We start from the raw sequence: 24,441 nt of genomic DNA, 5'->3' as shown, positions 1-24,441 counted from the left end.
GAATACGCCAGATTTTCTGCTTTTCACCTCACTTTTTGCCGTCCGACCGCCATGGCCTCCATTCCCCAGAATTCATTTCCCCCCCACATGAAACGTATCCTCGAAGGCAACCGCCGTTGGGTAAAAGAACAGCTTGCCAAGGACCCCCAGTACTTTGAGAAACTGGCCCTTGGTCAAAAACCGCGCTACCTGTTTATCGGCTGCTCCGACTCGCGCGTACCTGGCTCGGGCATCACCGGCACCGGCCCGGGCGAGATGTTTACCCACCGCAACATTGCCAACCTGGTAGTGCACACCGACATGAACATGCTCTCGGTGCTGCAGTACGCCGTGGAGGTGCTGGAGGTGGAAGTCATCATGGTGGTGGGCCACTACGGCTGTGGCGGCGTGGCGGCGGCAGCTTCCAATAAGCAGTACGGCCTGATTGACAACTGGCTGATCAACATCCGCGACGTTATCCGCCTACACGAGACGGAACTGCTGCGCATCAAGGACGAAGAAAAGCGCCTGCAGCGCCTCGTGGAGCTGAACGTCATCGAGCAGGTGCGCAACCTGGCCAAGACCAACATCATCCAGAACGCCCGCAAGCGCCCCAACCCGCCCAAGCTGCACGGTTTGGTGTACGACATCCGCGAGGGTATCCTGAAGGACCTGGAAGTAAGCACCGACGACCTGAACGAGTTCGGCCACATCTACGAGCGTGAACTGCCCACCGCGGCGCAGCAGCAAAGCACCCCGGCCACGAATGGCCAGACCCAGCCGGCCGCAGCGCCCGAAGCCGAAACGGCTGAAGTAGTAAGCGCCGGGAAACGATAAACAAGGGAGGCGGCACGCCTCTGCTGCCGCCTGCTGACCAGTGCCGGCGTGGGACCTATAGCTCGCCCACCCTGCCCAAAAACCTCCGCTGCCCTTGGCGCGGAGGTTTTTTTCTGCGTGCCGGGGCCGCGCAGTTGGCCCGCCGCCGGTAAACGCCCAACTTGAGGCGCTTTCTTATTGAATTGTTGCCGTACGCCCGGCCCGCAGCAGGCGCTGATATTTATGCCCCGACGTTTACCGCTGCTGGCCCTGAGCCTGCTGGGCCTGGCCGCCTGTCACTCTTCCCCGGACTCGACCACCGCTGAACCGCCGGCGGCCCCGGTGCCGGCGAAGGCCGTGACTCCCGTGCCGGGGCCACCCGCCAAAACGGAAAGTGTATTCGACCTGCCCACGCTGCGCACCGCCTACATCATCCGGCCCGAAGGCGTGGCGGCCTACGATGCGCCCGCCGTGGGCAGCACCCGGCTGGGGCCTTTGGCCTACGGGCAGCGGGTTGAGGTCATCGGGTACATCGAGGCGGCCGACGCGCCGGGAGGCCGCTGGGCAATACTAAAGGAGCGCACCGAGCGCACGCGCACCGAAAAAGGCCAGGAAATAACCACTTGGGGCTGGGAAAAGCTGTACGTGCCGGCCCGGGACTTGGGCGAGCTGACCAGCCTACGGTTGCGCGGCTCCGACCTGGCCCAGGATGCCGACGTCGCTTTCGCCGATACCGCCGCGCATCAGCCGCTGGCCGCCTACCTGACGCTGGACCTGCTACCGGCCAAGGCCTGGCCCGTCGTCGATCTGCCCGCGGTGGTGAAGCAGCCAGGTGCGGTGCGCCATGAGGGCAACGGCCGGCTGGAGCTGCGCATTGCTCAGGCGCCGGGCTACGTGACCTTGCGCGACAAGAACCCGCCCGAGGACGAAACGGCCAGCGAAGCCTACCAGTACCTCGGCGAAATCGACGCGCTCGACGCCTACCTGGTGGGCGTGACCTACTACGAAAACTGGGGCTTCCGGCTGATTGACCGGCGCACCGGCCAGCAGCGCGAAGAGCTGACGGCCCTGCCCCAATTGGCCCCCGATGGCCGGCACGTGCTCTGCGTGGGCGGCAACCCCTACGAGGAGGCCTCGGTGGTGGAGCTGTACCGGGTGGAAGGCACCGCGCTGCGCCACGTGCTGACGGCGCACTTCCCGCACTGGCTACCCGCCGACGAGCCGACCACCGTGCGCTGGCTGGGGCCGCAGCAGGCTGTCATCCGGGCGGGGCACCCTAGCACGTACAGCGCCGACAGCAGCCAGGTAAAGCCTGAGCAATACCAGGTGCTGCAGCTGACTATTCGTTAACTACTGACACGCCCCATGACGCCCGATCTGCTGCTCCGGCTTCGGCTGCTCAACCAGCAAGTAGCTCCACCCACCGCCCCCGACGCTGCCACCTTGGTAGCTCACCTCGGCGCCATGCAGGCCCAGGATTATGGCCAAGGTCTGTGGGCCGTGGGCGTGCGTCAGCCCCGTGCCACCGCCGCCTCGGTGGCGCAGGCTTTGGCCGAGCGGCGCCTCGTGCGCACCTGGTTGCTGCGGGGCACGCTGCACCTGGCTGCCGCCGCCGATGTGCGCTGGCTGCTGGCGCTGCTGGCGCCGCGCATCATTGCTGCCTGCGCGCCGATGTACCGTCAGCGCGAGCTGGATGCCGCTACCATCAGCCGCAGCCTGGCCGTGTTGGCCGGGGTACTAGAGGGGCAGCCACCGCAGCCGCGCAGTGCGCTGGCCCAGGCGCTGCAGCAAGCCGGCATCCACACCGACGGCTCCCGCCTGACCGCCCTGCTGCAGCGCGGCGTACTGGAGCAGCTTATTTGCCCGGCCACCCGCCACGGCGCCGAGCCCACCTACGCCCTGCTTGACGAGTGGTTGCCCCCGGCGCCCGCGCACCCGCGACCCGATGCCATTGCCGAGCTGGCCCGCCGCTACTTCCGCAGCCACGGTCCCGCCGCCGTAGCCGATTTTGGCTGGTGGGCCGGCCTGCCGCTGGGGGAGGCGCGCCAGGGGCTGGAAGCGGTGCAGGCGGAGCTGCAATCGGTGGTGGTCGGCGGACAGACCTACTGGCTGCCCGAAGTGCCGGCCGCAACTGCGGCGCCGGCAGCCTGCCTGCTGCCCGGCTTCGATGAGTACCTCCTTGCCTACAAGGACCGCAGCCTGGTGCTCGACGCACCGCACGCAGCGGCCGTTATGACCAGTAACGGCATCTTTCGCCCCATCATCGTGGTTGATGGGCGGGTAGTGGGCACCTGGAAGCGTAGCCCGCGCGGCACAGCGGTAGAGCTGGCCCCCTTTGCGCAGGTACCGGTTGCCGCTGCGGCTGAGCTAGCCGAAGCAGCGGCAGCCTTCACCGCCTTCTGGGCTGAAGAGTAAGAGTATAGAGCCGACCGGGAAAGGCAGCTGTCACCGGCTGGTTAGCAAGGCTACGTTCTTATGCTGATATGGGCAGGGTGGGGCTGCTGCGGTCCGGGCTTGGCCGCCGCTACGCAAGGTTGAACTGCGAGCGGAAAGGGACATCCGGCGTCAGGAGTTACCCACGAAGCGGCGCCGGCGGTTATCTTCATGCTTGCGTTCCTCCGTAAGGGCGCGGCTTGGCCTTCGATTACTCGTCCCGATTTGATGAAACGGCTATTCCCTTTGCTATTCCTATTCGTTTCTTCCGCGGGCTTTGGGCAGAACCTGGCTGCCTCGGGCGCCGAAACCAGCGGTTGGGCGCTGTTTCGCAGCTACGCGCCGCTGCTGGCCGTGCTCATCCCGCTGGTGACCTACCTCACGGCCCAGTACAAGGACTGGCGCTCGGCCCAGGGCACGCTGAACAAGGCCTTCCAGGGCGAAAACGACGCCGTGGTGTACATGACCCACAAGGTGCAGCACAACGAGTGGAAGCGCCGCATGAAGCGCGCGCCCGGCTTTCGGCGCGAGGTCATCACGGCCCTGTGCCTGGCCTGGTCGGTGCAGCGGCTCGACTACATCAAAGCCCTGATTTTCGACGCCTTGCTGTGCGTGGGGCAGCAGGGCTACGGCGACGAGACGCAGTTCGTGCTCGACAAGCTGCTGCGCCAGTACCAGCAGTACCACGAGCGGTTCGAGGCGGCGCAGTTTTCGGGCGTCATCGGAAGCATGGAGCAGCTGAAGGTGGCGCTGGCCGCCGGAGAAGAAGAGCGGCTTGCCCGGCCGACGCGGCCCACCTAGCTGCACCTGCTTACGCCCTCCAGGGCCAGCCATGCGGCCTTGCGGTCCACGCCCCGCGGTGCCGCTAGTATGCTTCCACGGCGTCGGCTTCCACGTTCCAGAGCCGGCCGCTTTCGGACCGGGTCCGGATGCCCCGGTAAATACCTTCGGCGGCCTGCTCGGGCGTAGGGGCGCTGGGCCCGCCCAGACGGGTTTGGACCCAGCCGGGGTGCATGGGTGTCACGCGGATGCCGCGCCCAGCCAGGCGCTGGGCCAGCTCTACCTAGTTCTTTAGCAGCGGGCAGCGCAACAGGCCCTCGTTCGTTTGTATGGTCAAGGAATACAGGCCCTTGGGCTGTTGGCTTAGGTCGAGGCGCTGGTCGGCGGGTAAGGACGAGGCCTGGTACACGACCCGGCCCAGCGCATCGAGTACGCGCACGGAGCGGATGCGCAAGCCGGTGGTGGGCAGCTGCAGCGCGAAACGGCCGTTGGCACTGGGATTGGGGTAAGCCTGCAGCGGCCCGGCTGACAATGCCCGGCCGCGCACGGCTAGGGCCGTTCCGTTGTAGCGGCTGAGGCTGCCGAAATAAAACTCGCTTCCCAGCGGGTCGAAGGTGGCCTGCAAGCCCCAGGCGGCATCAGGGGCCGCAAACCGGATGCTGGCGAAGGTGTTGCTGTTTTCCAGCAGGGTCCAGGTGCGGCCATCGTCGTAGCTAATGGCCGAGCCTTTGGTCGTGGTGCTGTTATCGGGCAGGGAGGACGCCCCGGCTACGTAAGCCGTGGTACCGGGAACCGGACTAAAGCCGGTGTAGGCTAGGAAAGGCGGGAGAGTGGCCGGCGTCCAGCTTTGCCCTGCATCGGCCGAAGCCCAGACCTGACCGGCCTGCCCGAGCAGGGCGTGCCGGGCATCCCGGAACACGGGAAAGCCCGTCAGCGGGGCGTTGTTGAGCTGCAGCAGCCGCCACGTCAGGCCATGGTCGGTGCTGATCCAGTGCGTGAGGGTGGGGCTGTCGGCCGGCTGGCTGTACAGGGTCAGCACGCTGCCGGATTCGTAGAACTCAATTTTATCGTAGGTTCCCGCCAGCGGCAGCGCGGGCAGGGTAGCAATGGACTGCCAGCTCAGGCCGCCGTCGGTGGTGCGGTACAGGGCCCGGGCGTTCTGGCTGAACAGCACTCCTTCGGTCGGGTCAAAAAAATGCATTGACAAGCGGCCGGCAGCAAAATCCGGCGTTGGCAGCGTCCGGGAAACCCAGGTAGCGCCGCCGTCGGTAGTGCTGAGCAGCTGATTATTGGTCGCCGCAACCCCGCTCGTAGCCGACGACGAGACAACGGCCCAGGCTACCTGCTGGTCCACCGCCCGCAGCTCATGCAACCAGTGGTAGGGGCCGCTGGTTAGGGCGGGGGAGCTGTTTTGCCAGCTGCGGCCGCCATCCTGGGTGCGGTACACCTCGACGTTGGAGATGCGCGCCCCCGCGCCCCGGGTCCCGTAGGCAAACCACGCCGTTTGCGCATTTACGGGTTCTACTTTGGCGAAATCGTAATTGCGGACCGTGACGGGGTCTGTCACGCGTTGCCATTGGGCCAGGGTCGGAACGCCGCTGCCGAGGCAGGACAGGAAGAGAAGTACAAGTTTGCGCATGGGATAAGAGGTAAAGCTGGGTGAATAGAAGGGGCGGCCTAATATAGCATGACCCGGTTGGCAGCTAAAAGGTTGTAAGCCGTATCTCTTTGGGGCTTAAGCCGAGCTTTAGAGTCTGCAAATCCGTACAACTTCCGCTGCCCGCACCGACTTTTTCTCCCGTTATCTTTGTTGATTCAATGCGCCGCTGATGCCCCCGCCGTCAGCGCCGCCGGAACAATCAGCGGGAAAACGAGCCCGTGAAAGTCTGCATTGCCGAAAAGCCCAGCGTCGCCCGCGAAATTGCCAACGTGCTCGGTGCCCGCCTGCGCATGGACGGCTATTTCGAGGGCAACGGCTACCAGGTCACCTGGACCTTCGGCCACTTCTGCACCCTCAAGGAGCCCCAGGACTACCACCCCGAGTGGAAGCGCTGGAGCATCCACGATTTGCCCATGCTGCCCGACAACTTCGGCATCAAGCTCATGGAGGATGACGGGGTGCGCAAGCAGTTTGCCACCATCAAGCGCCTGCTGGCCGATGCTGAGGAAGTCATCAACTGCGGCGACGCGGGCCAGGAAGGGGAGGTGATTCAGCGCTGGGTGCTCACCGAAGCCAAGTACCGCAAGCCCTTCAAGCGCCTCTGGATTTCGTCGCTCACAGAGGAAGCCATCCGCCAGGGTTTCCAGAACCTGCGCGACGGCAAGGAATTCGACCGCCTGTACATGGCCGGCAAGAGCCGCGCCATCGGCGACTGGCTGCTGGGGCTGAACGCCACGCGCCTGTTCACGCTCAAATACGCCCAGGGCCGCGGGCAGGTGCTCAGCCTCGGCCGGGTGCAGACGCCCACGCTGGCCTTGCTGGTGGACCGTTACCACGAAATCCAGAACTTCAAGCCCGAGCCGTACTGGGTGCTGCGGACGGAATACCGTGGCACCATGTTCAGCCACGTAGCTCCGCCCAAAAAAGGGAAAGGGGAGGACGACGAGCCCGACGAAAAGGCCCGCCTGAAAGCCCGCGGCTACTTTGTGACGCAGGAGGAAGCCGACAAGGCTATGGAGGCGGTGAAGGACGTACCGCTGGTCATTACCGGTGTCGAAATCAAGAAGGCGCTGGAGTCGCCGCCCGCGCTGTTCGACCTGACTTCCCTGCAGGTGCAGTGCAACAACCAGCTGGGTCTCTCGGCCGAGGATACGCTCAAGACCGTGCAGGCGCTCTACGAAAAGAAGGTGGTCAGCTACCCGCGCGTGGACACCACTTTCCTGCCCGACGACCAGTACCCCAAGATTCCCGGCATTCTGCAGGGCATTAGCGGGCCGTATAACAGCCTGGTGCAGCCGCTGCTGGGCAAGCCGATCCGCAAGTCCTCCAAGGTCTTCAACAACAATAAAGTCACCGACCACCACGCCATTATTCCCACAGGTAACGCGCCCGGCGGGCTGAGCACCTGGGAGTCGAACGTGTACGACATCATCGTGCGCCGCTTCCTGGCCGCGTTTTATCCCGACTGCGAAGTCTCGAACACCACCGTGACGGCCGCGGCGGCCGGCTACCCCTTCCGCGTGCGCGGCCGGCAGATTCTGAGCCCCGGCTGGCGCATCGTGTACGGCGACCCGACGCAGCAGCAGGCGCCGAGCACCGCCAAAGCCGGTGAGGGCGACGACGACGTGGTGAACACCGTGCTGCCTTCGTTCGTGAAGGACGAATCGGGGCCGCACAAGCCGCGGCTCGACCAGAAAGTAACCCAGCCCCCGCGCGAGTACACCGAAGCCATGCTGCTGCGCGGCATGGAAACGGCCGGCCGTAATGTGGACGACGAGGAGTTGCGCCAGGCCATGAAGGAAAACGGCATTGGCCGGCCCTCCACCCGCGCCGCCATCATCGAAACGTTGTTTAAGCGCGGCTACATCCAGCGCGAGAAAAAGCGCATCGTGCCCACGCCCACCGGCGTTGAGCTGATCGGGCTGATCCGGAACCCCACGCTGAAGTCGGCCGAGCTGACGGGGCAGTGGGAGCGGAAGCTGCGCCAGATCGAGGCCGGCAACCTGGAATCCGACCAGTTCCTGGCCGAGCTGAAGGCGCTGGTGCAGGAAATGGTGCAGGAAGTGAAGCAGGACCGCGCCCGCATGGTAGCCCTGCCGCCCACGGCTTCCGATGCGGCTGCCTCCGCAGCTAAAAACGGTGGCAGCAAAGCCCCGGCTAAACCGGCTGCGGCGGCTAAGCCAGCGGCCGGCGGCGCGCCCGCGCCGGAGGGCGCCTTCGGTACCTGCCCGGCCTGCAGCAAAGGCCACATTCTGAAGGGCAAGACGGCCTATGGCTGCTCGGGCTGGAAAGACGGCTGCAAGTTCCGCCTCCCGCTGGTGTTCGAGGGCAAAAAGTTTACCGACAAGCAATTATCGGCGCTGCTCACGAAGGGCCGCACGCCGGTTATCAAGGGCTTCGTGGACGACGTGGGCCAGAAGTTCGACGCGGCCATCAGCCTGAACGCCAAGCATGAGCCGGAGCTGGTGCGCGCGGCCGAAAGCAAGCCCGCCGCCGAGGACAAACCTCAGCAGATTCCCTGCCCGGTGTGCCGGCTGGGCACTATGCTCAAGGGCAAAACGGCCTGGGGCTGCTCCCGCTTCCGCGAAGACTGCCAGTTCCGCGTGCCGCTGGAGCTCTGCGGCCGCCAGCTCACCGACGCGCAGGTAGCCAAGCTGCTGCGCCGCGGCAAGTCCGACGTGCTGCGCGGCTTCACGTCCCAGCGCACCGGCCAGAAGTTCGATGCCGCGCTGGAAGTCACGGCCGAGGGCGAAGTGAAGTTCGTGTTCGAGAAGAAGGCATGATGAGCTAATGGGTAAGCTGCTCTGTAACTGTGGCCACGTCATCGTTGACCAGACGGATGACCTGAGCTACAAAGCCAATTTGCTGCCGGATCAGCATCAGGAGTTCTTGTATGAGATTCTGCCGAACGCGCTGGCCGGGTTGGTGAAGGCTACGCAGGAAGGTCGTAGAACCGATTGGATTCGTCAGAACTTCAGCGAAGGGTATCCTACTGACTTGACGGATGAAAGTCTGATTGCTGATTTAATCAGCCGTTATTACGTGGATGTTTCCGCCATGTGTATCAGTGTGAGCAGTGTGGTAGACTCTGGATTCAGCTGGGCAAAGCCAACCGCTATGCTTCATTTCTGCCAGAGGACGAAACGGGCCGCAACATTCTTCAAGGTGGGTTGTAACCAGACAGTAGATCCGTCTAATTCTTTACGCCGCCCAAGAACCAACCGCCCCAGCGGCGGCGTATGGTAAACAACCTTTCTTTCCAACGCATGTACTTCCGACTAACCAGCCTGCTGGTTGCCTTGCTGACCTGGACAACTGTCTCGCTGGCACAAACCACCCGCTCCAAAACCAGCACGTCGGCCTCCAAAACGGCTGCGACGGCCAAGCCTACCAACCCGTACTACTCCCGTACCGACACCACCCGCCTGCGCGTCTCGGATGCGCAGTGGCAGAAAGTATTGACGCCGGAGGTGTACCAGATAGCCCGCGGCAAGGGCACCGAGCGCGCCTTTACGGGCAAGTACTGGAACGCCACCGGCCGCGGCACTTACTACTGCGCCGCCTGCGGCAACGGCCTGTTTCGCTCCGACGCCAAGTTTGCCAGTGAGTGCGGCTGGCCCAGCTTTTTCGAGCCGCTGCGCGCCAAAGCCGTACGCTATCAAGAAGACCACACCCACGGCATGGAGCGCATCGAAGTGCTCTGCGGGCGCTGCGACGCGCACCTGGGCCACATCTTCAACGACGGTCCGCCGCCTACCTACAAGCGCTACTGCATGAACTCGCTGGTGCTGGACTTCGTGCCCAGCAGCCCGGCAGCCTTCGGGATTCGCTAAACCCTTGCCTGCTGTAGTTCAGCCCTTATCTGGCACTTGCGCCGCGCCGCTGCCCTGGATTCAGGTAGCGCCTGCCGCGCCCTACTTCATCACCGACGACGGCCGGCCGTGGACGCCCATCGGTCAGAACGACGCCGTGACCTGGCCCGAACTGGCAGGTCTGTTTCGGCGCCAGAACGTGGCGGCTGTTGAAGGACATCTGGTCTGGCTGGCGGCGCACGGCGTAACGGTGCTGCGCCTGATGCTGGAGTACTGCCAGACGGAGAACCGCTACCTGGAGCGGCCCGTCGGGCGCTTTCAGCCCAATATGGTGCAGTTCTGGGACGACCTATTCGGGCTCTGCGAAAAGCACGGTCTGCGCCTGCTGCTCACGCCCTACGACACGTTCTGGATGTGGCGGCGCTGGGGACATCATCCTTACAATCAGCTACAGGGCGGCCCCTGCGCCCGGCGCACGCAATGGCTGCGCTGCCCGGCTACCCGGCAGGCCATCAAAAGCCGCCTGAGCTTCGCGGCCGAGCGGTGGGGCGGGAGCGGGGCGCTGTTTGGCTGGGACTTGTGGAATGAAATTCACCCGCTGCACGCCGGCCGCAGCACTGCCCACTTCGCCGAGTTTATCGATGACGTGGGACGGCACCTGCAAGCCGAGGAGCTGCGCTTTCACGGCCGTAGCCACTTGCAGACCGTGTCGGTGTTTGGGCCCACGCTGGCCGAGCACCCGGAGCTGGCAGAGGTAATTTTCCGTCACCCGCAGCTCGATTTCGCCACCACCCACTTCTACGACAAGGCCACCATCGACCGGCCGCGCAACACCGTGGCCCCGGCCCGCCGCACGGCCGAGCTGGTGCGCGAAGCCCTGGCTCACCTGTCGCCCGCCCGCCCGTTTTTCGATACCGAACACGGCCCCATTGCCGCCTTCCGGCGCCGCACCCTGCCCGAACCGTTCGACGATGAGTACTTCCGGCATATGCAGTGGGCGCACCTGGCGGCGGGCGGAGCCGGGGGCGGATTGCGCTGGCCCTACCGCCACCCGCACCAGCTCACGCCCGGCATGCGAGCCGCCCAGCGCAGCCTGGCCGACTTCTGCCAGCTCATCAACTGGCCGCGCTTTCGCCGCCGCAACCTCGATACCCAGGTGCAGCTGTCGACGCCGGCCTTCGCGGCCTTTGCCTGCGGCGACGAGCGGCAGGCCGTGGTGTGGCTGCTGCGTCAGGACCGGCGCGACCGGCAGCGGCTGGTGCTCAAAACCGCCAAGCCGCTGCCCGTGCAGCTGATGGTACCCGGCCTGGCAGCTGGGGCCTACCACATCACGCTGTGGGACACGCAGGCGGGGCGGCCCCTTGGGCAGCTGACCGCCGCCGTTTCGGCCGGGGAGCTGTGCCTCGCGCTTCCGCCCGTGGTTGCCGATATTGCGCTGGCCATTGTCCGCGCCTAGCTTTTTCCTTTCAAGCATGCCTTCCAAACCCAAGTCCAAAGCCAAACCGCAACCCTTGCCGCCCCCTCCACCGACCAGCGCGCTGTTTCGGGCGCGGCTGCTGGGCTACCTCGTGGGCCTAGTGCCGCTGCTGGCGCTGCTGCTGATGTTTCGGCAGGTGTTGCCCAGTCAGGTAGCGTTGGCCGTGGTGTTCATCGGGTTCATGGCCTCTGTGTGGGTGCAGCAGCGCATCCGGCAGCGCTACCCCTATGACTTCAGCCGGCGTGCGGAATGGTGGGCGCTGGGGGCCTACACTGCCGTGGTGGTGGCCGTAACGTCAGTGTATTTGTCCTTCGTGGGCTAAAAGCGTTGGGGACTGGTACCGTGTTGGTTTGACGGCTGCGCGCAGAAAAAGCAGCTGAAAAGCGCTCAGGCAGGCAACGGCCATCGGCCAGGGAACATCTAGGCGAGTACACCCTTGGTTCTCTCAACCGCTATGAAAACTTTGCTGCTGGCCGGTCTGCTGCTGTCAGGCACTACTGCCTTTGCCCAATCTTCCACTTACCAGGGCCTGCCCGTCATCAAGGCGCACGCGGCCCAGGCCGATTACCGCCTCGGGCGCGAATGGGTACGCGGCAACTGGCGCATTGCTCCGGAAGCCAGCCCTGATGTGCTGACGTTGCCTTTGCACGCGGCCAAGGAAGCCGTAGTGTTCCGCACCGATCAGGATTCCATCCGCTACACCCTCAGGCCTGGCGAGATGCAGCGCTTCTACGTGCACCTCGACGACGGCCGCTACGCCCTCACGGAGCTGCGCACCACCGCCTTTGCCGCCGAGCCCCTGCGCTTCGACGGCGCGCGTCCGGCTGCGCCCTTCGCCTTTCGGTACGAGGCTGGCCGCGACAATGCTTACCTCGCGCAGCTGCGCCAGCAATACCACCTGGACGCCGTGGTGCAGGGCGCTAAAAACGACACCGAGCGCGCCCTGCGCTTGCTGCACTGGGTGCATCAGCAGTGGAACCACAACGGCAGCAACGAGCCCACCAAAAACGACGCGCTGTCCATTCTGGAAGAAGTGAAGCAGGGCAAGCAGTTTCGCTGCGTGGAATACGGCATCGTGGCCACGTCCTGCCTGAATGCCTACGGGCTGAAGTCGCGGGTGCTCGGACTGAAAACCAAGGACGTGGAAACCACCGACAGCGGTGCCGGCCACGTGCTGCTGGAAACCTGGCTGCCCGATCAGCAGAAGTGGGTGCTGCTCGACGGGCAGTGGGACGTGATGCCCGTGCTGCGCGGCAAGCCGCTGAACGCCGTGGAGTTTCAGCAGGCCATTGCCCGCAATTGCAAAGACCTGGAAATCCGCAGTTTGTCGGGCACGAGCAAGATGGGCTACGTAACCTGGATAGCGCCCTACCTGTACTACCTCGACGTGAAGTTCGACAACCGCGAGGGGCTCGGGCTGGAGCGCGGCAACGTAAATGGCAAGAGCAGCCTGATGCTGGTCCCCGCGGGCGCCAAGGAGCCTACGGTGTTTCAGGTGCGGTACCCCATCAACTACTGCGTGTATACACGCTCATTGGCAGCTTTCTACGCCAAGCCGGAGTAAGCCGCGTCCTTAAAAAAACTGGCCCGCGGCCACTGCCATGCACCCGTTCGGAGCGCATTGCGTATCGAACGGGTGTATTTTTTGCCCGCCATGTCCCCTCAACTCGGTAAACTCCTCGTCATGCTCGGTCTAGGGCTGGCCGTGTTCGGCGCCTTCCTGTGGCTGGGCGGCGGCAGCCTGCTGAGCTGGTTTGGCCGCCTACCCGGCGACATCCGGGTGGAGCGGCCGGGCTTCCGCTTCTACGCGCCGCTGGCGTCCATGCTGCTCGTGAGCCTGTTGCTCAGCACCGTGCTCTGGCTGATCCGGCGGCTGGGCGGCTAGGGCACGTAGCCGAGCCCGAAAGCCAGCTGCGTAGGAGCGGTGGCGTGAAAGCGCGGCTGCCAATAAGCCTGCACCTGCAGCGCGCGGCCCAGGCGGGCTTGCACCTGGGCAAATAGCTGTACCTCGCTGCCTTCGGCGGCCAGTGTGGGAATGGCCGCGCCGGCCCGCAGCAGCACCGGCACCGTGGGAAAGCCCAGGCCGGCGGCCAGGCGCAGGGGCGGGTTGCCAAAGCCGTTGAATTCGTCGGCGTAGTCGAGCTGGGCATGCGGGCCATCGAGGCGGCCACCGCGGGCCCGCACCTGCGGCAGGGCATGGGCAAGGCGGCTTTCACCGCCGCGGAAGTAGCCCAGGCGGCCCAGCCACCCGCCCAACGAAGCCCCGAAATACCGGCCATCGGCGGCGGCAAAGGCGTTCAGGCCCCACAGCGGCCGTTGCTGGATGCCGTTGTTGGCGGCGGTGCGCCGGGCGTGGCCCGCCCCGGCCCGCAGGCCCACGGTGACGTCGGTATTGTAGTCGGCATCGGCTTCGCGGCGGCGGTTGCGGTAGGCCACGGTACCCCCAGCCATGCGGTAGGTTTCCGGTCCGAGCGCCGCATTGGGCGTGCGGCCCGTCAGCAGGTGCGCCTGGCCGAGCACGAGGTGCTGCACCGCCGGCCCGGATTGCGCGTGCGCTGCCAAGGCCAGAGTTAGAAGCAGAAGGCCGGTGCACAAGGTTCTTCGCTTCATGGCCGCGAAGCTACGGCGCCCGGCGAGTTGGGGCGCGTAGCTGACGCGCGGTGCCGCGTGGGACGGGTGGCCGTAGCTGCGCAGGGAGGCGGGTTTTGGCGTACTTTTGCCGCATCTTTCCTACTTGCTCGCTTATGCCTGCTTTGCCCCCGATGTCGTCGCGCCTGTGGTTGTGGTTGTTGCTGGCAGTGCTGGGCGGGGCGTTTTTCCTGAACCTGAACGCCTGGGGCGTGCTGGAGAGCAGCGAAGCCCGCTACGCCGAAATCGGCCGCGAAATGCTGACCGGCGGCGACTGGCTGCACCCGCGCCTGCTCGGCATTCAGCACTTCCACAAGCCCCCGGTGACGTACTGGCTCACGGCAGCCAGCCTGGGCCTGTTCGGAGGCTCGGCCGGGGCCGTGCGGGTGCTGCCGGTGCTGGCCGTGCTGCTGCAGGTGGCGCTGGTGTACGGGCTGGGGCGGCTGCTGTTTGCCGGCGACCGGCGCCGCGCCCTGGCCGCTGCCGTGGTGTACGCCACCATGCCCGTCATCCTCATTTCGGCCCTCAACGTCACCACCGACGCTTACCTGGCCACGCTGGAGTTGCTCTCGGCCTACGCCTTTTTGCGCTACCACGCCACGCCGTCCCGGCGCAGCGGCATTGGCTGGCTGTACCTGGCCTGGCTGATGCTGGGGCTGGGTTTTCTCACCAAAGGACCGGTGGCGGCGGTGCTGCCGCTGATGGCCGTCATCAGCCTGCACTTCACCAAGGATACGCCGCGACGCCCCTGGAGCGCGCATCACCTGCTGGCCGGCGTGCTGTTTGCCGTGGTGGGCCTGAGCTGGTACATCGGCCTGGTGCTCGAAAACCGGGACTTCATCAGTTATTTCCTGTTTAAGCAGACGGTGCAGCGCTTCGCCGATGCGGCCACTTTCAACCGCGCCAAGCCGTGGTGGTTCTACGTAGTGCTGGCTCCAGTAGGGTCTCTGCCGTGGTCGGCCACGCTGCTCACCGAGCTGGTGCGCAACGGTTGGCGTGGCCTGGGGCGGCGCTGGCAGCAGGTGCTGCTCTGGTGGGTACTGGTGCCGCTGTTGTTCTTCTCCTTGTCCAAATCCAAGCTGCTGCTCTACGTGCTGCCCATCTTCCCCGGCATGGCCCTGCTCACCGTGGAGCTGCTCGGCCGCCGCACCGATGCCGTGCTGCTGCGCTGGTACGTAGGCTTCATGGCGTTGTTCGGGCTCCTGCTGGGCGGGTTGTGCCTGCTGCCGCTGCTGGGCCCCCAGTTCAACCTGAACATCAACCCGGCTACGGCCTTGTGGCCGGCAGCGGGCGTGCTGCTGCTGCTCTTCACGCACATGTTCTGGGAGGAAGTGCGCATTGCACCGCGCCTGCTGGTCATGGCGGTGCTGTTCACCGTGGGCCTGTTGGCCGCCGCCAAGCCCATCCTTGGCCAGATCGAAGCCCGCGCCAACGGCAGCCGCCCGGTGGCCGAGCGACTCCGGGAGCTGCACCTGGCCGACCGCCCCGTGCTGGTCTACAACGAGCTGCTACCCTCCCTGGCCTTCGAGCAGCACCGCCTACCCGTCTCACTGTATGATGGCAACAGCGCCCTGCAGCGCGAAACGCAGTTTGAAGTGGGCGACAACTGGCACCAAAACCTCATCAACCTGCGCGACCCGGCCGACACTACCGCGCTGGGCCCGCTGCTGCGCCAGCGCCCGGTGGTGTTGGTCAAAGGCGACCTGCCCGCCGGCCGCCAGGCGTTGGTGCAGGGCCTGACGGAGCACGAGCACATCGGTCCGTGGCGCATTTACTATAGCCGGTAACGAGCTGCTTGATTACAGCGCAGACGGCTCACTCCGTTGTTATTGCGAGCGAAGCACGGCAACCGTAGGAAGGCGCAGCCAATCTTTCCTCTCGCGGCACGATGCCACCACTGGCAGCAGCCTGAAACCGGCATAGAACAGCCCCGCCCAAAACCATCAATTCTGGTTTCGGGCGGGGCTGTTTTCGGGTAGTAGGGATTATGTTGGCGGCGCTACTAGAGGAAGAACTGGCTACGCCTTCCGACGGTTGCTTTGTCCTGCGTCCTCGCAATGACGGCCGGCGCGGCCGCTATACGTACACAGCCTCGGCCTTGTCGCGCAGGTTATACCGCGACGACATTACCTCCCCGTAGGCACCCGCGGTGCGCAGTACCACCACGTCGCCGCGGCGCGTTTCGGGCAGGCTTACTTTGCGCCCGAAGGTGTCGGAAGACTCGCAGATGGGGCCTACCACGTCGTACGTACGCTCCGGTGCCCGGCTGGTCAGGTTCTCGATGCGGTGGTAACTCTGGTACAGGGCCGGGCGAATCAGCTCCGTCATGCCTGCGTCCAGAATGGCAAAGCTTGTCTGCTGGCTTTCCTTCACGTACAGCACCCGGCTCACCAGGGTACCGCACTGCGCCACCAGGGCGCGGCCCAGCTCCACGTGCACCTGCTGGCCCGGCCGGCGCTGCAACAAGCGGCCAAAAATGCCGAAGTAGCTGGCGAAGTCAGGTACCAGATGGCCGTCGGGCTGGTGGTAGTCCACGCCCAGGCCGCCGCCCACGTTCAGGTGTGGTAGCTGGATGCCGCGGTGCTCAAACCACTGCTGCAGCTCGTTGACGCGCCCAGCCAGCGTTTCGAACACCGACAAGTCGGTAATCTGCGAGCCGATGTGCACGTGCAAGCCCACCAGCTCCACGTTCCGCAGGCCTTGCAGCAGCTCTAGCACCTGCGGCAAGTCGGTCATGTTGATGCCAAACTTGTTGGCTTCCAGGCCGGTGGTGATGTAGTGGTGGGTGCGCGCGTCCACGTTGGGGTTCAGGCGCAGGGCCACGCGGGCCCGGCGGCCCTGCGCCCCGGCCAGCTCATCGATGATGGCCAGCTCGGGCGCCGATTCCACGTTGAAGCACCAGATGTCGGCGGCTAGGGCGCGGTTGATTTCCGCGTCGGACTTGCCCACACCGGCAAACACCACGTGGTCGGGCGCAAAGCCCGCGTCGAGGGCGCACTGCACCTCGTTGCCGCTGACGCAGTCGGCGCCGAAGCCGTGCTGCTGCACCAGTTCCAGAATGGGCGCGTTGGAGTTGGCTTTCAGGGCGTAATGCACCTGAATGTCGTGCTGACGAGCGGCCTCGGCGGCAGCCGTCAGCGTGCGGCCGAGCAGGCCGAGGTCGTAGAGGTAAAAGGGCGTGGGCCGGGTCGAAAGGTCGGCCGGAAGTTGCAAAGGCATGGTGAGGAGGAAGTAGGCGCAGCGGAGCACCCGTTTCCTGTGCGCGTATCGGTGAACGGCAGCGGCGGCACCGGTCGTCGGAGGACCGCCGCTGCTACGTCAGCCGGGGCACGCGCAGGAAACGGATGGGCTACAGGGCAGCCGTGGCGCGGCGAAACAGCCCTTCGTTCAGGGCCAGTAGGGTGCGCCGCTTGTCGGCGGTGTTGATAAGGATGCTGATGTTGTTGGGCGAGCCGCCGTAGCTGATCATGCGCAGCGGCACGTTGCGGAGCGTGTCGAACACCTGGCCGGCGGCCCCGTGCTGCTCCTGTACCAGGTTGCCCACCAGGCAGATGATGGTCAGGTCGTGGTCTACTTCCACGGTGCCGAAGCTGCGCAGCTCCTCCAGGATTTCGGGCAGGCGCGAGGCGTCGTCGATGGTCAGCGACACGGCCACTTCCGAGGTCGTAATCATGTCGATGGGCGTGCGAAACTTCTCGAACACGTCGAAGATGCTGCGCAGAAAGCCGTACGCCAGCAGCATGCGGCTGCTCTTGATGCGGATGGCCGTCAGCCCGTCCTTGGCGGCTACGGCCTTGATGGCCTCCTCGCCGGTATGAGCCGAAATCAGGGTGCCGGGTGCTTCGGGCTGCATCGTATTGAGCAGGCGCACCGGAATGCCGTGCTCCCGCGCCGGCAGCACCGAACTCGGGTGCAGAATCTTGGCGCCGAAGTAGGCCAGCTCGGCCGCCTCGTCGAACGACAGCTCGCGGATGGGGTAGGTGTCCTCCACCACGCGCGGATCGTTGTTGTGCAGCCCGTCGATGTCGGTCCAGATCTGAATTTCCTCGGCCCCGGCCGCCGCCCCGATCAGCGAAGCGGAGTAGTCGGAGCCGCCGCGCTTGAGGTTGTCGATGTGGCCCTGCACGTTGCGGCAGATGTAGCCCTGCGTGATAAAGAGCTGCTCCTCCGGGTACTGATCCAGCTGCGCGGCCAGATGCTCCCGGATGTAAGCCGCGTCGGGCTCCTCGTTCTGGTCGAGGCGCATGAACTCCAGCGCCGGCAGCAGCACGGCCCGCTCGCCGCGCACCCGCGTCAGGTAGAGGTGAAACAGCCGGGTGCTCAGCAGCTCGCCCTGGGCCAGAATCACCTTTTCTCCGGCCGCTCCGAGGGGTTGGCGCGTGAGGTTGAAGATGCTCTTGAACGACTCGTCCACCAGCTTCAGGCCTTCGGCGACCGTATCCTCATCGGGCAGCAGCTCCTTGGTCACGATGTGGTAGTGCTGGCGCAGCACCTCGATCTGAAGCGTGCCGGCCCGGGTGTCGCCTTCGTAAAGCAGCTTGGCGATGTTGACCAGCGCGTTGGTGGTGCCCGACATGGCCGAGAGCACCACGATGCGCTGCCCGGTGGGGGCTTGGATCAGCCCGGCTACGGCCCGCATCCGCTCGGCCGTCCCGACGGACGTACCGCCGAACTTGAGAACTTTCATGGAATCAGCGAAAGTGTGAGGTCAAAAACGCAACCGAACGGGGCCGGTTGCTTGGTAAAACGCATAAAAAAAGCGCCGGTTCACAAGGACCGGCGCGGGTTACTTTCAGAGTCGAAAAGACGAGCAACGAGCAGGCGACGGTCAGCGGCGGGTATGTTTTACCCGTTTAGCGCCCTTGCGTTTCTTGCTGCCCAGACACACGGCTGCCTTCGCCGCCGAAACGGACGTGGCGGCCGAAGCCGTGAAAGCGCAAAACAGGCAAGCCGTAGCCAACATCATCGAAGTACAAACCCGGCAGCAGAAAAGGGGCCTGCCGGCTTTGCGGCCGCAAGTACGAACATAATGGTGCAATTTCTAGCAAGTGCACCGACAATTTTCTGCCAATAGCCGGGCCGGAATGGCTCAGCGCTGAACATACTCGTAATACTCGCGCAGGCGAAATCCCTCCGCCGCGGCGTGGGGCGTCAGCTCGCGCAGCAGGTAGTACTTGTGCGCGTGGCCCACCAGCACCACGATGCGCCGCGCCCGGTGCTGGCGGGTGTAGTGGCGGATGTGGCGGGCCATGGCCTGGTTGCGCTGGTCCCAGAAGTCAGCGTTGAGCCGGCAGAACGCGCGGTAATCGGCCATTTCGCGGCGGGCGGCTACCACCTCGTTCAGCTTCTGGTACTGGTACTGCTGGCGCCGGGCTGCCAGCGCGTACACCGCGGGCTGATTGATGACATAGGGGCGCTGCCGGGCGTAGCGGTTCAGCGAGTCCGTCAGAGCGTAGTAACGGTCGAGCACCTGGCCTTGAGCGGGGGTGAGCAGGCGGTTCTGGTACAGCCCGTCGAGCAGGGCCAGCACCTCGCCGGGGCGCGTGAGCAGCTCGTGCTGGCGCGTAAACTCGTTGCGGCCCTCGTAGTCAAAGGGGCGCATGGGCACCGCGGGGTGCAGGCGCCGGTAGCGCGCCACGCCGAGGTCTTCGTTTTCGCGGCCCGGCATTTTTAGCTCGAAGGCGGGTGTGAAAAAGGTGCTGTCCAGCTCCACCAGAATCAGGTCGGGCCGCACGCGCTCCAGAATACGCATCACCGAATCGGGGTTGAACAGGCGCGTGGGCCGGTGCACCGTGCCCACGATGACCAGCTCGGTAGGCGTGGCCGCCGCAGGGTGGGCAGGTGCCGGCCGCCGCCCCAAAAAGTAATGGGCAAGCAAAAAAGTCAGCAAGGGTAAGCCAGCACGCATACAACAAGATACGGCGCCGAACGGCACGCCGCCAAGCCGCCGCCCCAACCAGCGCGACCGGGCTTCGGGTGCGGCGGGCTAGTTTTGTGCCGGCCCAGGCAATAGGCTGGGCCAAACCGCGTTGTACTCACTGGCTTTGGCCGAACGGAGCCCCGCCACGGGCAGAGGAAGTTTTTTACGAACAAACGTTCGGAAAAAGGCCGTTCGGAGGGCCAGCTGGGCCGATGTTTGCTACGAGTTGCTCATCTCCCACACCTCTCCGTGCATGAAAAGTATTTTGACCCTCTGTCTGGCCGGCTGTCTGTGTAGCTTGGCCACGGCGCCGTTGCAGGCGCAGCAACTTCGCTTACCAGCCATGAGCCCGACCGTGCACACGCGGGAGGACTTTTCCACGTCCTACATCGAGATGGTGTACGCGCGCCCTTCCAAGCGCGGCCGCGACGTGTTCGGCAAGCTGGTGCCTTACGGCGAAGTGTGGCGCACCGGGGCCAACTCTTCCACGCGCATCAAGTTTGGCGAAGAAGTGAAGTTTGGCGGGCAGGTGGTGCCGGCCGGTACCTACGCCCTGTTTACCATTCCTGATCCGAAGGAGTGGACCATTATCCTGAACAAGGATACCTCGCAGTGGGGGGCCTACGACTACCGTCCCGAACTGGACCAAGTGCGCGTGACGGCCAAGCCCCGCACCTCCAACACGGCCATGGAGTCGTTTTCGATGGTACTGGAGAACCTGCAGCCCGAGGCCGCCGACCTCACCATTCGCTGGGACAAAACCCGGGTAAGCGTGCCCATCGTGGCCGACCCCGACGCCCGCATCATGGCCCAGATCCAGGAGGCCATGAAGACGGACCGCAAGCCCTACTTCGCCGCCGCGCAGTATTACTACAGCACCGACAAGGACATCAACCAGGCCGTAGCCTGGCTCGACGAGGTTATCAAGCAGCAGCCCAGCTACTACACCTACTACTGGAAAGGCAAGATGCTGCAGAAGGCCAACCGCAAAGACGAAGCTGCCGAAGCCGCGCGGCAGTCGTTGGCGCTGGTGAAAAACGAGCAAAACGAGCGTACCAAGGACGAGTACACCCGCCTGAACGAGCAGTTGCTCAAGGAAGTCGGGAAGAAGCGCTAACCCATCGTCTGAGCCAAACGCAACCGCGCCCGGGGCCAAACGGTCCCGGGCGCGGTTGTTTTCGCTGCTACCATCACTGCTGGCCTAGTCGCGTAGCGAGTAACCGGCGTTGAGCTGCGCGACAACGGTGCGGATGGTTTCGAGTCTATGATTGTCGGGCAAGGGTGCCACGGGGCTCACGGGGGTACTTAACGGTTCACAGGCTTGAAGCTCACGGCCGCGCCGCCGCCCGGGGCCAGCTGCAGCTTCAGCGTCGATTTGCTGTCCACCGTCTGCTTCCGGATCTGGTAGGCCTGTGGGTTTTTATCCCATGAAGCGCCCTTGCCGTCGGCGTAAATGGTGGCCTGGTACTTCTGGCCGGCGGGCAGAAAGTCCAGCTTCACCGTCTGCTGGCGCGCGTTTTCGTCGGTGATGGCGCCGAGGTACCACTCGTTCTTGCCCTTGGCCTGGCGGGCCGTCACGAGGTAGTCGCCGGGCTCGGCGGCGAGGATGCGCGTATCGTCCCAGTCCACGGCCACATCCTTGATGAACTGGAAAGCGTCGGGATGCTTTTCGTAGGCTTCGGGCAGGTCAGCAGCCATCTGCAGCGGCGAGTACAGGGTCACGTACAGGGCCAGCTGTTTCGCCAGCGTGGTATGTACCTGCTTGCCTTGGTTGCGGGCCGGGTTCCAGCTTTCCAGCTTGATCTGAAAGATGCCGGGCGTGTAGTCCATGGGGCCGCCCATGAGGCGGGTGAAGGGCAGGATGGTTTCGTGCTCGGGCGCGTTGCCTTCGCTCCAGGCGTTGAACTCGTTGCCGCGGGCTGCTTCCGAGGCCAGCCAGTTGGGATAAGTGCGGTGCAGCCCCGTCGGCCGCACCGACTCGTGCATGTCCACCATAATGCGCCGCTGGGCCATGTTGGCGGCGGTGCGGTTGTAGTGGTTCACCATCCACTGGCCGTCGTGGTGCTCCCCGCGGGGGATGATGCGGCCCACGTAGCCGGTTTTCACCGCGTCGTAGCCGTGCTCCTGCATGAAGGTGAGGGCGCGGTCCTGGCGCCGCTCATAGTTGGTGACCGAGCCGGAGGTTTCGTGGTGCATAATGAGCCTGACGCCCTTCTGCTGGGCGTACTGCTGGAGTTCCGGCACGCTGAAGTCGGGGTAAGGCGTCACGAAGTCGAATACTTCCTCCTTCCAGTTGCCGGCCCAGTCTTCCCAGCCCACGTTCCAGCCCTCCACCAGCACGCCCCCGATGCCGTGCCGGGCAGCAAAGTCGATGTAGCGCTTCACGTTCTGCGTGTTGGCGCCGTGGTGGCCGTTGGGTTTCAGGGCCTGCCAATCGGTGTCGGCCAGCTTGAGGTTGGAGGCATCGGAGTAGTTCCAGGAGGAGCGGTTGACGTGCATTTCCCACCACACGCCCACGAACTTCTGCGGCTTGATCCAGCCCGTGTCCGTGAGCTTGGTCGGCTCGTTCAGGTTCAGAATCAGCTTGGAGGCCAGCACCTCGGGCGCCTTGTCGCTCACCACGATGGTGCGCCAGGGCGTGTGCTCGGGCGCCTGCAGGTAAGCCGCCGCGCCGGTGGCCGCGGGTACCAGGTGCGCCGTCAGGCCGAAACCCCGCGGGCTCACGTCCAGCATCATGGCCGGGTAGTTCACCAGGGCCGCCTCGTGAATGTTCACGTACAGTCCGTCGTCCGATTTGAGCATCAGCGGCGTCTGCACCCGCTTCGGGTCCGACTTCAGCTGAATGGGCGTGATGCCGCCGCTGTTGACCTGACTCAGGCGCGAAGTGGTGTAGGCGTACTCGTTGGAATCGTAGTCGCCGGGTATCCAGAAGGCCTTGTGGTCGGCCGGCAGGTTGAACTCAGTCCGTTCGCCCATCACGGTGAAGTACTGCAGGTTGGGCTGGCGGGGCCACTCGTAGCGGAAGCCCAGGCCGTCGTCGTAGAGGCGGAAGCGCACCTGCACCTGCCGCTGCTCCGGGCCCGGCTGCTGCAGCGTCACGAGCAGCTCCTTGTAGCGGTTGCGGATGCTTTTGACCTCGCCCCACACCGGCTGCCACGTCTCGTCGTGCTGCGCCGAATCCATGCGCACCACCGTCAGGCCCTGCGCAAACCCGGCCTGATCCTGCACCAGCACGCCCAGCCGGCTGGGCTTGAGCACGGTGCGCGAACCGAAGCTGAGCTGGTAGGTTGGCTCGCCGGCCGGGCTGAGGCTGAAGCGCAGCGCCAGCTTGTTGGCAGGGGAGTGCAGGCTCTGGCTCCAGGCCGGCAGCGCAAGGCAGGAGGCGAGGAATACTTGCGCAATATTTTTCATGTTCGGCGAAGCAGGGATTTTGCGAAAGGTAGGCTGAAGCGAGCATAAAGCCACTTTTTGCTCGTCTGCCACCGGGCTGCTTCGCTGCCCGCTACAGCCGTAGCCGCTGCCCCTGCCGCGGAAAAATCAGCCGCAGTCCGAGCGTGTTGGCCGCTGCCAGCTGCCGCCGAATCGTGGCCTCGTTCGCACTCGTGGGCTTGAGGTGCGTGACGATAACCGGCAACCCCCGCAGCGCTTCGGGACCGGTGAGCTGACCAAGCACGCCCAACTCCTGCAGCAGGCGCGTGGGTGTGAGGTGGCCGTACAGCTGGTTGTCGGGCTGCTCGTTGGGGTAGGAGGCCTCGATGAAAATTCCTCGTAGCTGCCCGGCGGCTACCAGCGGCTGCACGGCCTGCCACAGCTCACGTAGCCGCTGGCTGTGCTCCAACTCGTCGGCGCCGGTGTCGCCCAAGTACAGCACGTAGCTCTGCTCATAGCGCACCAGAAAAGCCGTGCTCGGGTAGTTGGGGCCGTGGCTGAGCGGGAAGGCGCGCACGCTCAGGGCGGTGGTCGGCACGCTGGTTTCCTCGCCCGGCGCGAGGGTGCGCAGCTGGTACTTGCGCAGGCTGGGGGCCGGGCCGGCGTCGCCAAAATTCGGCCAGGTCTGCCAGTTAAAATAATCCCGCTGCAGCACGCGCAGGCAGGCTTCGGTGCCGTAAATGCTCTTGGCGGTGTCGTCCGGGGCGTTGAGCAGCAGCCCGGCCACGTGGTCGACGTGCGGGTGTGAAATGCAGTAGGCCCGTATGCGCCGGCGAATGACGGCTTCGGCGGACTCCCGGAACACGCGCTGCCGTACGGCTTGCCGCACGCCGCTGTACACGGTGCCCGCATCGAGGCAGATAAAGTCCTGACTGCCGGTCGGGGCCACGAGGTAAGCCGACAGGTTGCTTTCGTCGAGGCCGCCCTTTACGCCCAGCGGCACCACATCGAAAGCCGGCTTGGGGTGACTGAAGCCAGTACTTTCCGGACGGGGCAACGTGGTCACAGCCTGGCCAGAGCCAGCGGCGAATACGGCGACGAAGAAAGCGGGGAGCAGGCTGAGAGGAGCAAACAGCGACATGCCCGCAAAGTAACGCCGCGCAGCGGCTACGGCATGGCAGGCAACTGGTGCCAGTCGTGCCCGCAACGGCCGCGACACTGGGTAATGCGGCGCTCGGTGTCGGCGAGGCAGAAAACGGTGAGTAGGGCCGCAAACGCGTTGCGCCGCTCGTCGGCCCGCAAGCTGGTCACTTTGCGCAATGCTACGGGAAAGGGAAACTTTCGCAGCAGCGCCAGGGGCGTGGCGCCCGGCCTGATGGGCGCGGTTTCGGTGGCCCGCTGCACTACTTCCGGCGTAGGGCGGGCCTGATGCACATAGAAGTGCAACTCGTTCATAGCCGCCTGCTGGTCTTCGTCGGACAGCTCGTCAAACCAAGCCAGCCCGGCCGACAGCGGCAGTTGATCTTGGGCTACACGGTTGAGCACCAAAAAAGCTGAGTCGGGCATG

General features: G+C 64.9%; 22 protein-coding genes. 13 read left to right on the top strand and 9 right to left on the bottom strand.

From position 1 onward, the window contains the following. The first annotated feature begins 87 nt into the window (after window positions 1-87). The 4 genes from can (at window position 88) to B0919_RS23580 (ending at window position 4,029) form a co-directional block, all read left to right on the top strand. Window positions 88-816, top strand: a complete 729-nt coding sequence (gene can / locus B0919_RS23595) for a carbonate dehydratase (RefSeq protein ID WP_078014789.1) — start codon at window positions 88-90, stop codon at window positions 814-816. 222 nt (window positions 817-1,038) lie between these two features. Beyond that, window positions 1,039-2,145 (top strand): hypothetical protein, encoded by a 1,107-nt coding sequence (locus B0919_RS23590; protein WP_078014773.1) that lies wholly within the window; start codon window positions 1,039-1,041, stop codon window positions 2,143-2,145. A 15-nt stretch (window positions 2,146-2,160) separates the two neighbouring features. Beyond that, on the top strand, window positions 2,161-3,210 hold the full coding sequence (locus tag B0919_RS23585; RefSeq protein ID WP_078014772.1) for a winged helix DNA-binding domain-containing protein: 1,050 nt from the start codon (window positions 2,161-2,163) through the stop codon (window positions 3,208-3,210). Between the two features lie 264 nt (window positions 3,211-3,474). Then, window positions 3,475-4,029, top strand: a complete 555-nt coding sequence (locus tag B0919_RS23580) for a hypothetical protein (RefSeq protein WP_078014771.1) — start codon at window positions 3,475-3,477, stop codon at window positions 4,027-4,029. Between the two features lie 64 nt (window positions 4,030-4,093). On the opposite strand, the gene B0919_RS25455 is transcribed toward B0919_RS23580, so the two are convergent. Together B0919_RS25455 and B0919_RS23575 are read right to left on the bottom strand one after the other, a co-directional pair. Continuing rightward, on the bottom strand, window positions 4,094-4,243 hold the full coding sequence (locus B0919_RS25455; RefSeq protein WP_176133198.1) for a hypothetical protein: 150 nt from the start codon (window positions 4,241-4,243) through the stop codon (window positions 4,094-4,096). A 48-nt stretch (window positions 4,244-4,291) separates the two neighbouring features. Continuing rightward, window positions 4,292-5,647 carry a YCF48-related protein gene (locus tag B0919_RS23575; protein WP_078014770.1) on the bottom strand — a complete coding sequence of 452 codons (1,356 nt, stop codon included), beginning with the start codon at window positions 5,645-5,647 and terminating at the stop codon, window positions 4,292-4,294. A gap of 239 nt (window positions 5,648-5,886) precedes the next feature. Between B0919_RS23575 and B0919_RS23570 the strand changes: the two genes are divergently transcribed. The 7 genes from B0919_RS23570 (at window position 5,887) to B0919_RS23545 (ending at window position 12,842) form a co-directional block, all read left to right on the top strand. Then, window positions 5,887-8,451, top strand: coding sequence for a type IA DNA topoisomerase (locus B0919_RS23570; RefSeq protein ID WP_078014769.1), 2,565 nt, complete (start codon window positions 5,887-5,889; stop codon window positions 8,449-8,451). Window positions 8,452-8,458: 7 nt separating this feature from the next. Further along, a complete protein-coding gene (locus B0919_RS24955) occupies window positions 8,459-8,914 on the top strand; it encodes a hypothetical protein (protein ID WP_139362354.1) in 456 nt (151 codons plus the stop codon). Between the two features lie 20 nt (window positions 8,915-8,934). Beyond that, entirely contained in the window at window positions 8,935-9,501 is a 567-nt protein-coding gene (msrB, locus tag B0919_RS23565) for a peptide-methionine (R)-S-oxide reductase MsrB (RefSeq protein WP_078014768.1), read from the top strand. 4 nt (window positions 9,502-9,505) lie between these two features. Next, entirely contained in the window at window positions 9,506-10,936 is a 1,431-nt protein-coding gene (locus B0919_RS23560; protein WP_254846658.1) for a hypothetical protein, read from the top strand. Window positions 10,937-10,952: 16 nt separating this feature from the next. Beyond that, the gene (locus B0919_RS23555) at window positions 10,953-11,279 is read left to right on the top strand and encodes a hypothetical protein (protein WP_078014767.1); all 327 of its coding nucleotides are present in this window, start codon (window positions 10,953-10,955) and stop codon (window positions 11,277-11,279) included. Between the two features lie 132 nt (window positions 11,280-11,411). Then, the gene (locus B0919_RS23550; protein ID WP_078014766.1) at window positions 11,412-12,521 is read left to right on the top strand and encodes a transglutaminase domain-containing protein; all 1,110 of its coding nucleotides are present in this window, start codon (window positions 11,412-11,414) and stop codon (window positions 12,519-12,521) included. Between the two features lie 90 nt (window positions 12,522-12,611). After that, window positions 12,612-12,842, top strand: a complete 231-nt coding sequence (locus tag B0919_RS23545) for a DUF2905 domain-containing protein (protein ID WP_078014765.1) — start codon at window positions 12,612-12,614, stop codon at window positions 12,840-12,842. Here B0919_RS23545 and B0919_RS23540 read toward each other — a convergent pair. After that, a complete protein-coding gene (locus tag B0919_RS23540) occupies window positions 12,839-13,567 on the bottom strand; it encodes a hypothetical protein (RefSeq protein WP_139362353.1) in 729 nt (242 codons plus the stop codon). The genes B0919_RS23545 and B0919_RS23540 overlap by 4 nt on opposite strands. Before the next feature lie 134 nt (window positions 13,568-13,701). On the opposite strand from B0919_RS23540, the gene B0919_RS23535 reads away from it, so the two are divergent. Further along, entirely contained in the window at window positions 13,702-15,372 is a 1,671-nt protein-coding gene (locus tag B0919_RS23535) for a glycosyltransferase family 39 protein (RefSeq protein WP_078014763.1), read from the top strand. 289 nt (window positions 15,373-15,661) lie between these two features. On the opposite strand, the gene lysA is transcribed toward B0919_RS23535, so the two are convergent. From lysA to B0919_RS23520, 3 genes are all read right to left on the bottom strand, one after another. Next, window positions 15,662-16,804, bottom strand: a complete 1,143-nt coding sequence (gene lysA, locus B0919_RS23530; protein ID WP_078014787.1) for a diaminopimelate decarboxylase — start codon at window positions 16,802-16,804, stop codon at window positions 15,662-15,664. A 130-nt stretch (window positions 16,805-16,934) separates the two neighbouring features. Next, entirely contained in the window at window positions 16,935-18,272 is a 1,338-nt protein-coding gene (locus tag B0919_RS23525; protein ID WP_078014762.1) for an aspartate kinase, read from the bottom strand. A 402-nt stretch (window positions 18,273-18,674) separates the two neighbouring features. Beyond that, complete coding sequence (locus B0919_RS23520) at window positions 18,675-19,493, bottom strand: hypothetical protein (RefSeq protein WP_139362352.1); 819 nt, start codon at window positions 19,491-19,493, stop codon at window positions 18,675-18,677. Window positions 19,494-19,848: 355 nt separating this feature from the next. Here B0919_RS23520 and B0919_RS23515 point away from each other — a divergent pair, with 355 nt between their 5' ends. Next, complete coding sequence (locus tag B0919_RS23515; protein ID WP_176133197.1) at window positions 19,849-20,622, top strand: DUF2911 domain-containing protein; 774 nt, start codon at window positions 19,849-19,851, stop codon at window positions 20,620-20,622. Window positions 20,623-20,810: 188 nt separating this feature from the next. Here the strand turns inward: B0919_RS23515 and B0919_RS23510 are convergent, their stop codons facing one another. The 3 genes from B0919_RS23510 to B0919_RS23500 all read right to left on the bottom strand — a co-directional run bounded on the left by B0919_RS23510 (window position 20,811) and on the right by B0919_RS23500 (window position 24,440). Further along, window positions 20,811-22,916, bottom strand: a complete 2,106-nt coding sequence (locus B0919_RS23510; protein WP_078014759.1) for a glycoside hydrolase family 97 protein — start codon at window positions 22,914-22,916, stop codon at window positions 20,811-20,813. Between the two features lie 91 nt (window positions 22,917-23,007). Then, a complete protein-coding gene (locus B0919_RS23505; RefSeq protein ID WP_078014758.1) occupies window positions 23,008-24,015 on the bottom strand; it encodes an MBL fold metallo-hydrolase in 1,008 nt (335 codons plus the stop codon). A gap of 26 nt (window positions 24,016-24,041) precedes the next feature. Then, window positions 24,042-24,440 (bottom strand): DUF5958 family protein, encoded by a 399-nt coding sequence (locus B0919_RS23500; protein ID WP_078014757.1) that lies wholly within the window; start codon window positions 24,438-24,440, stop codon window positions 24,042-24,044. Between the last annotated feature and the right edge of the window lies 1 nt (window position 24,441).

Source organism: Hymenobacter sp. CRA2 (genome assembly GCF_002007105.1).
Taxonomy (GTDB): Bacteria; Bacteroidota; Bacteroidia; order Cytophagales; family Hymenobacteraceae; genus Solirubrum.
This window is presented reverse-complemented; position numbering and strand designations above follow the sequence as displayed.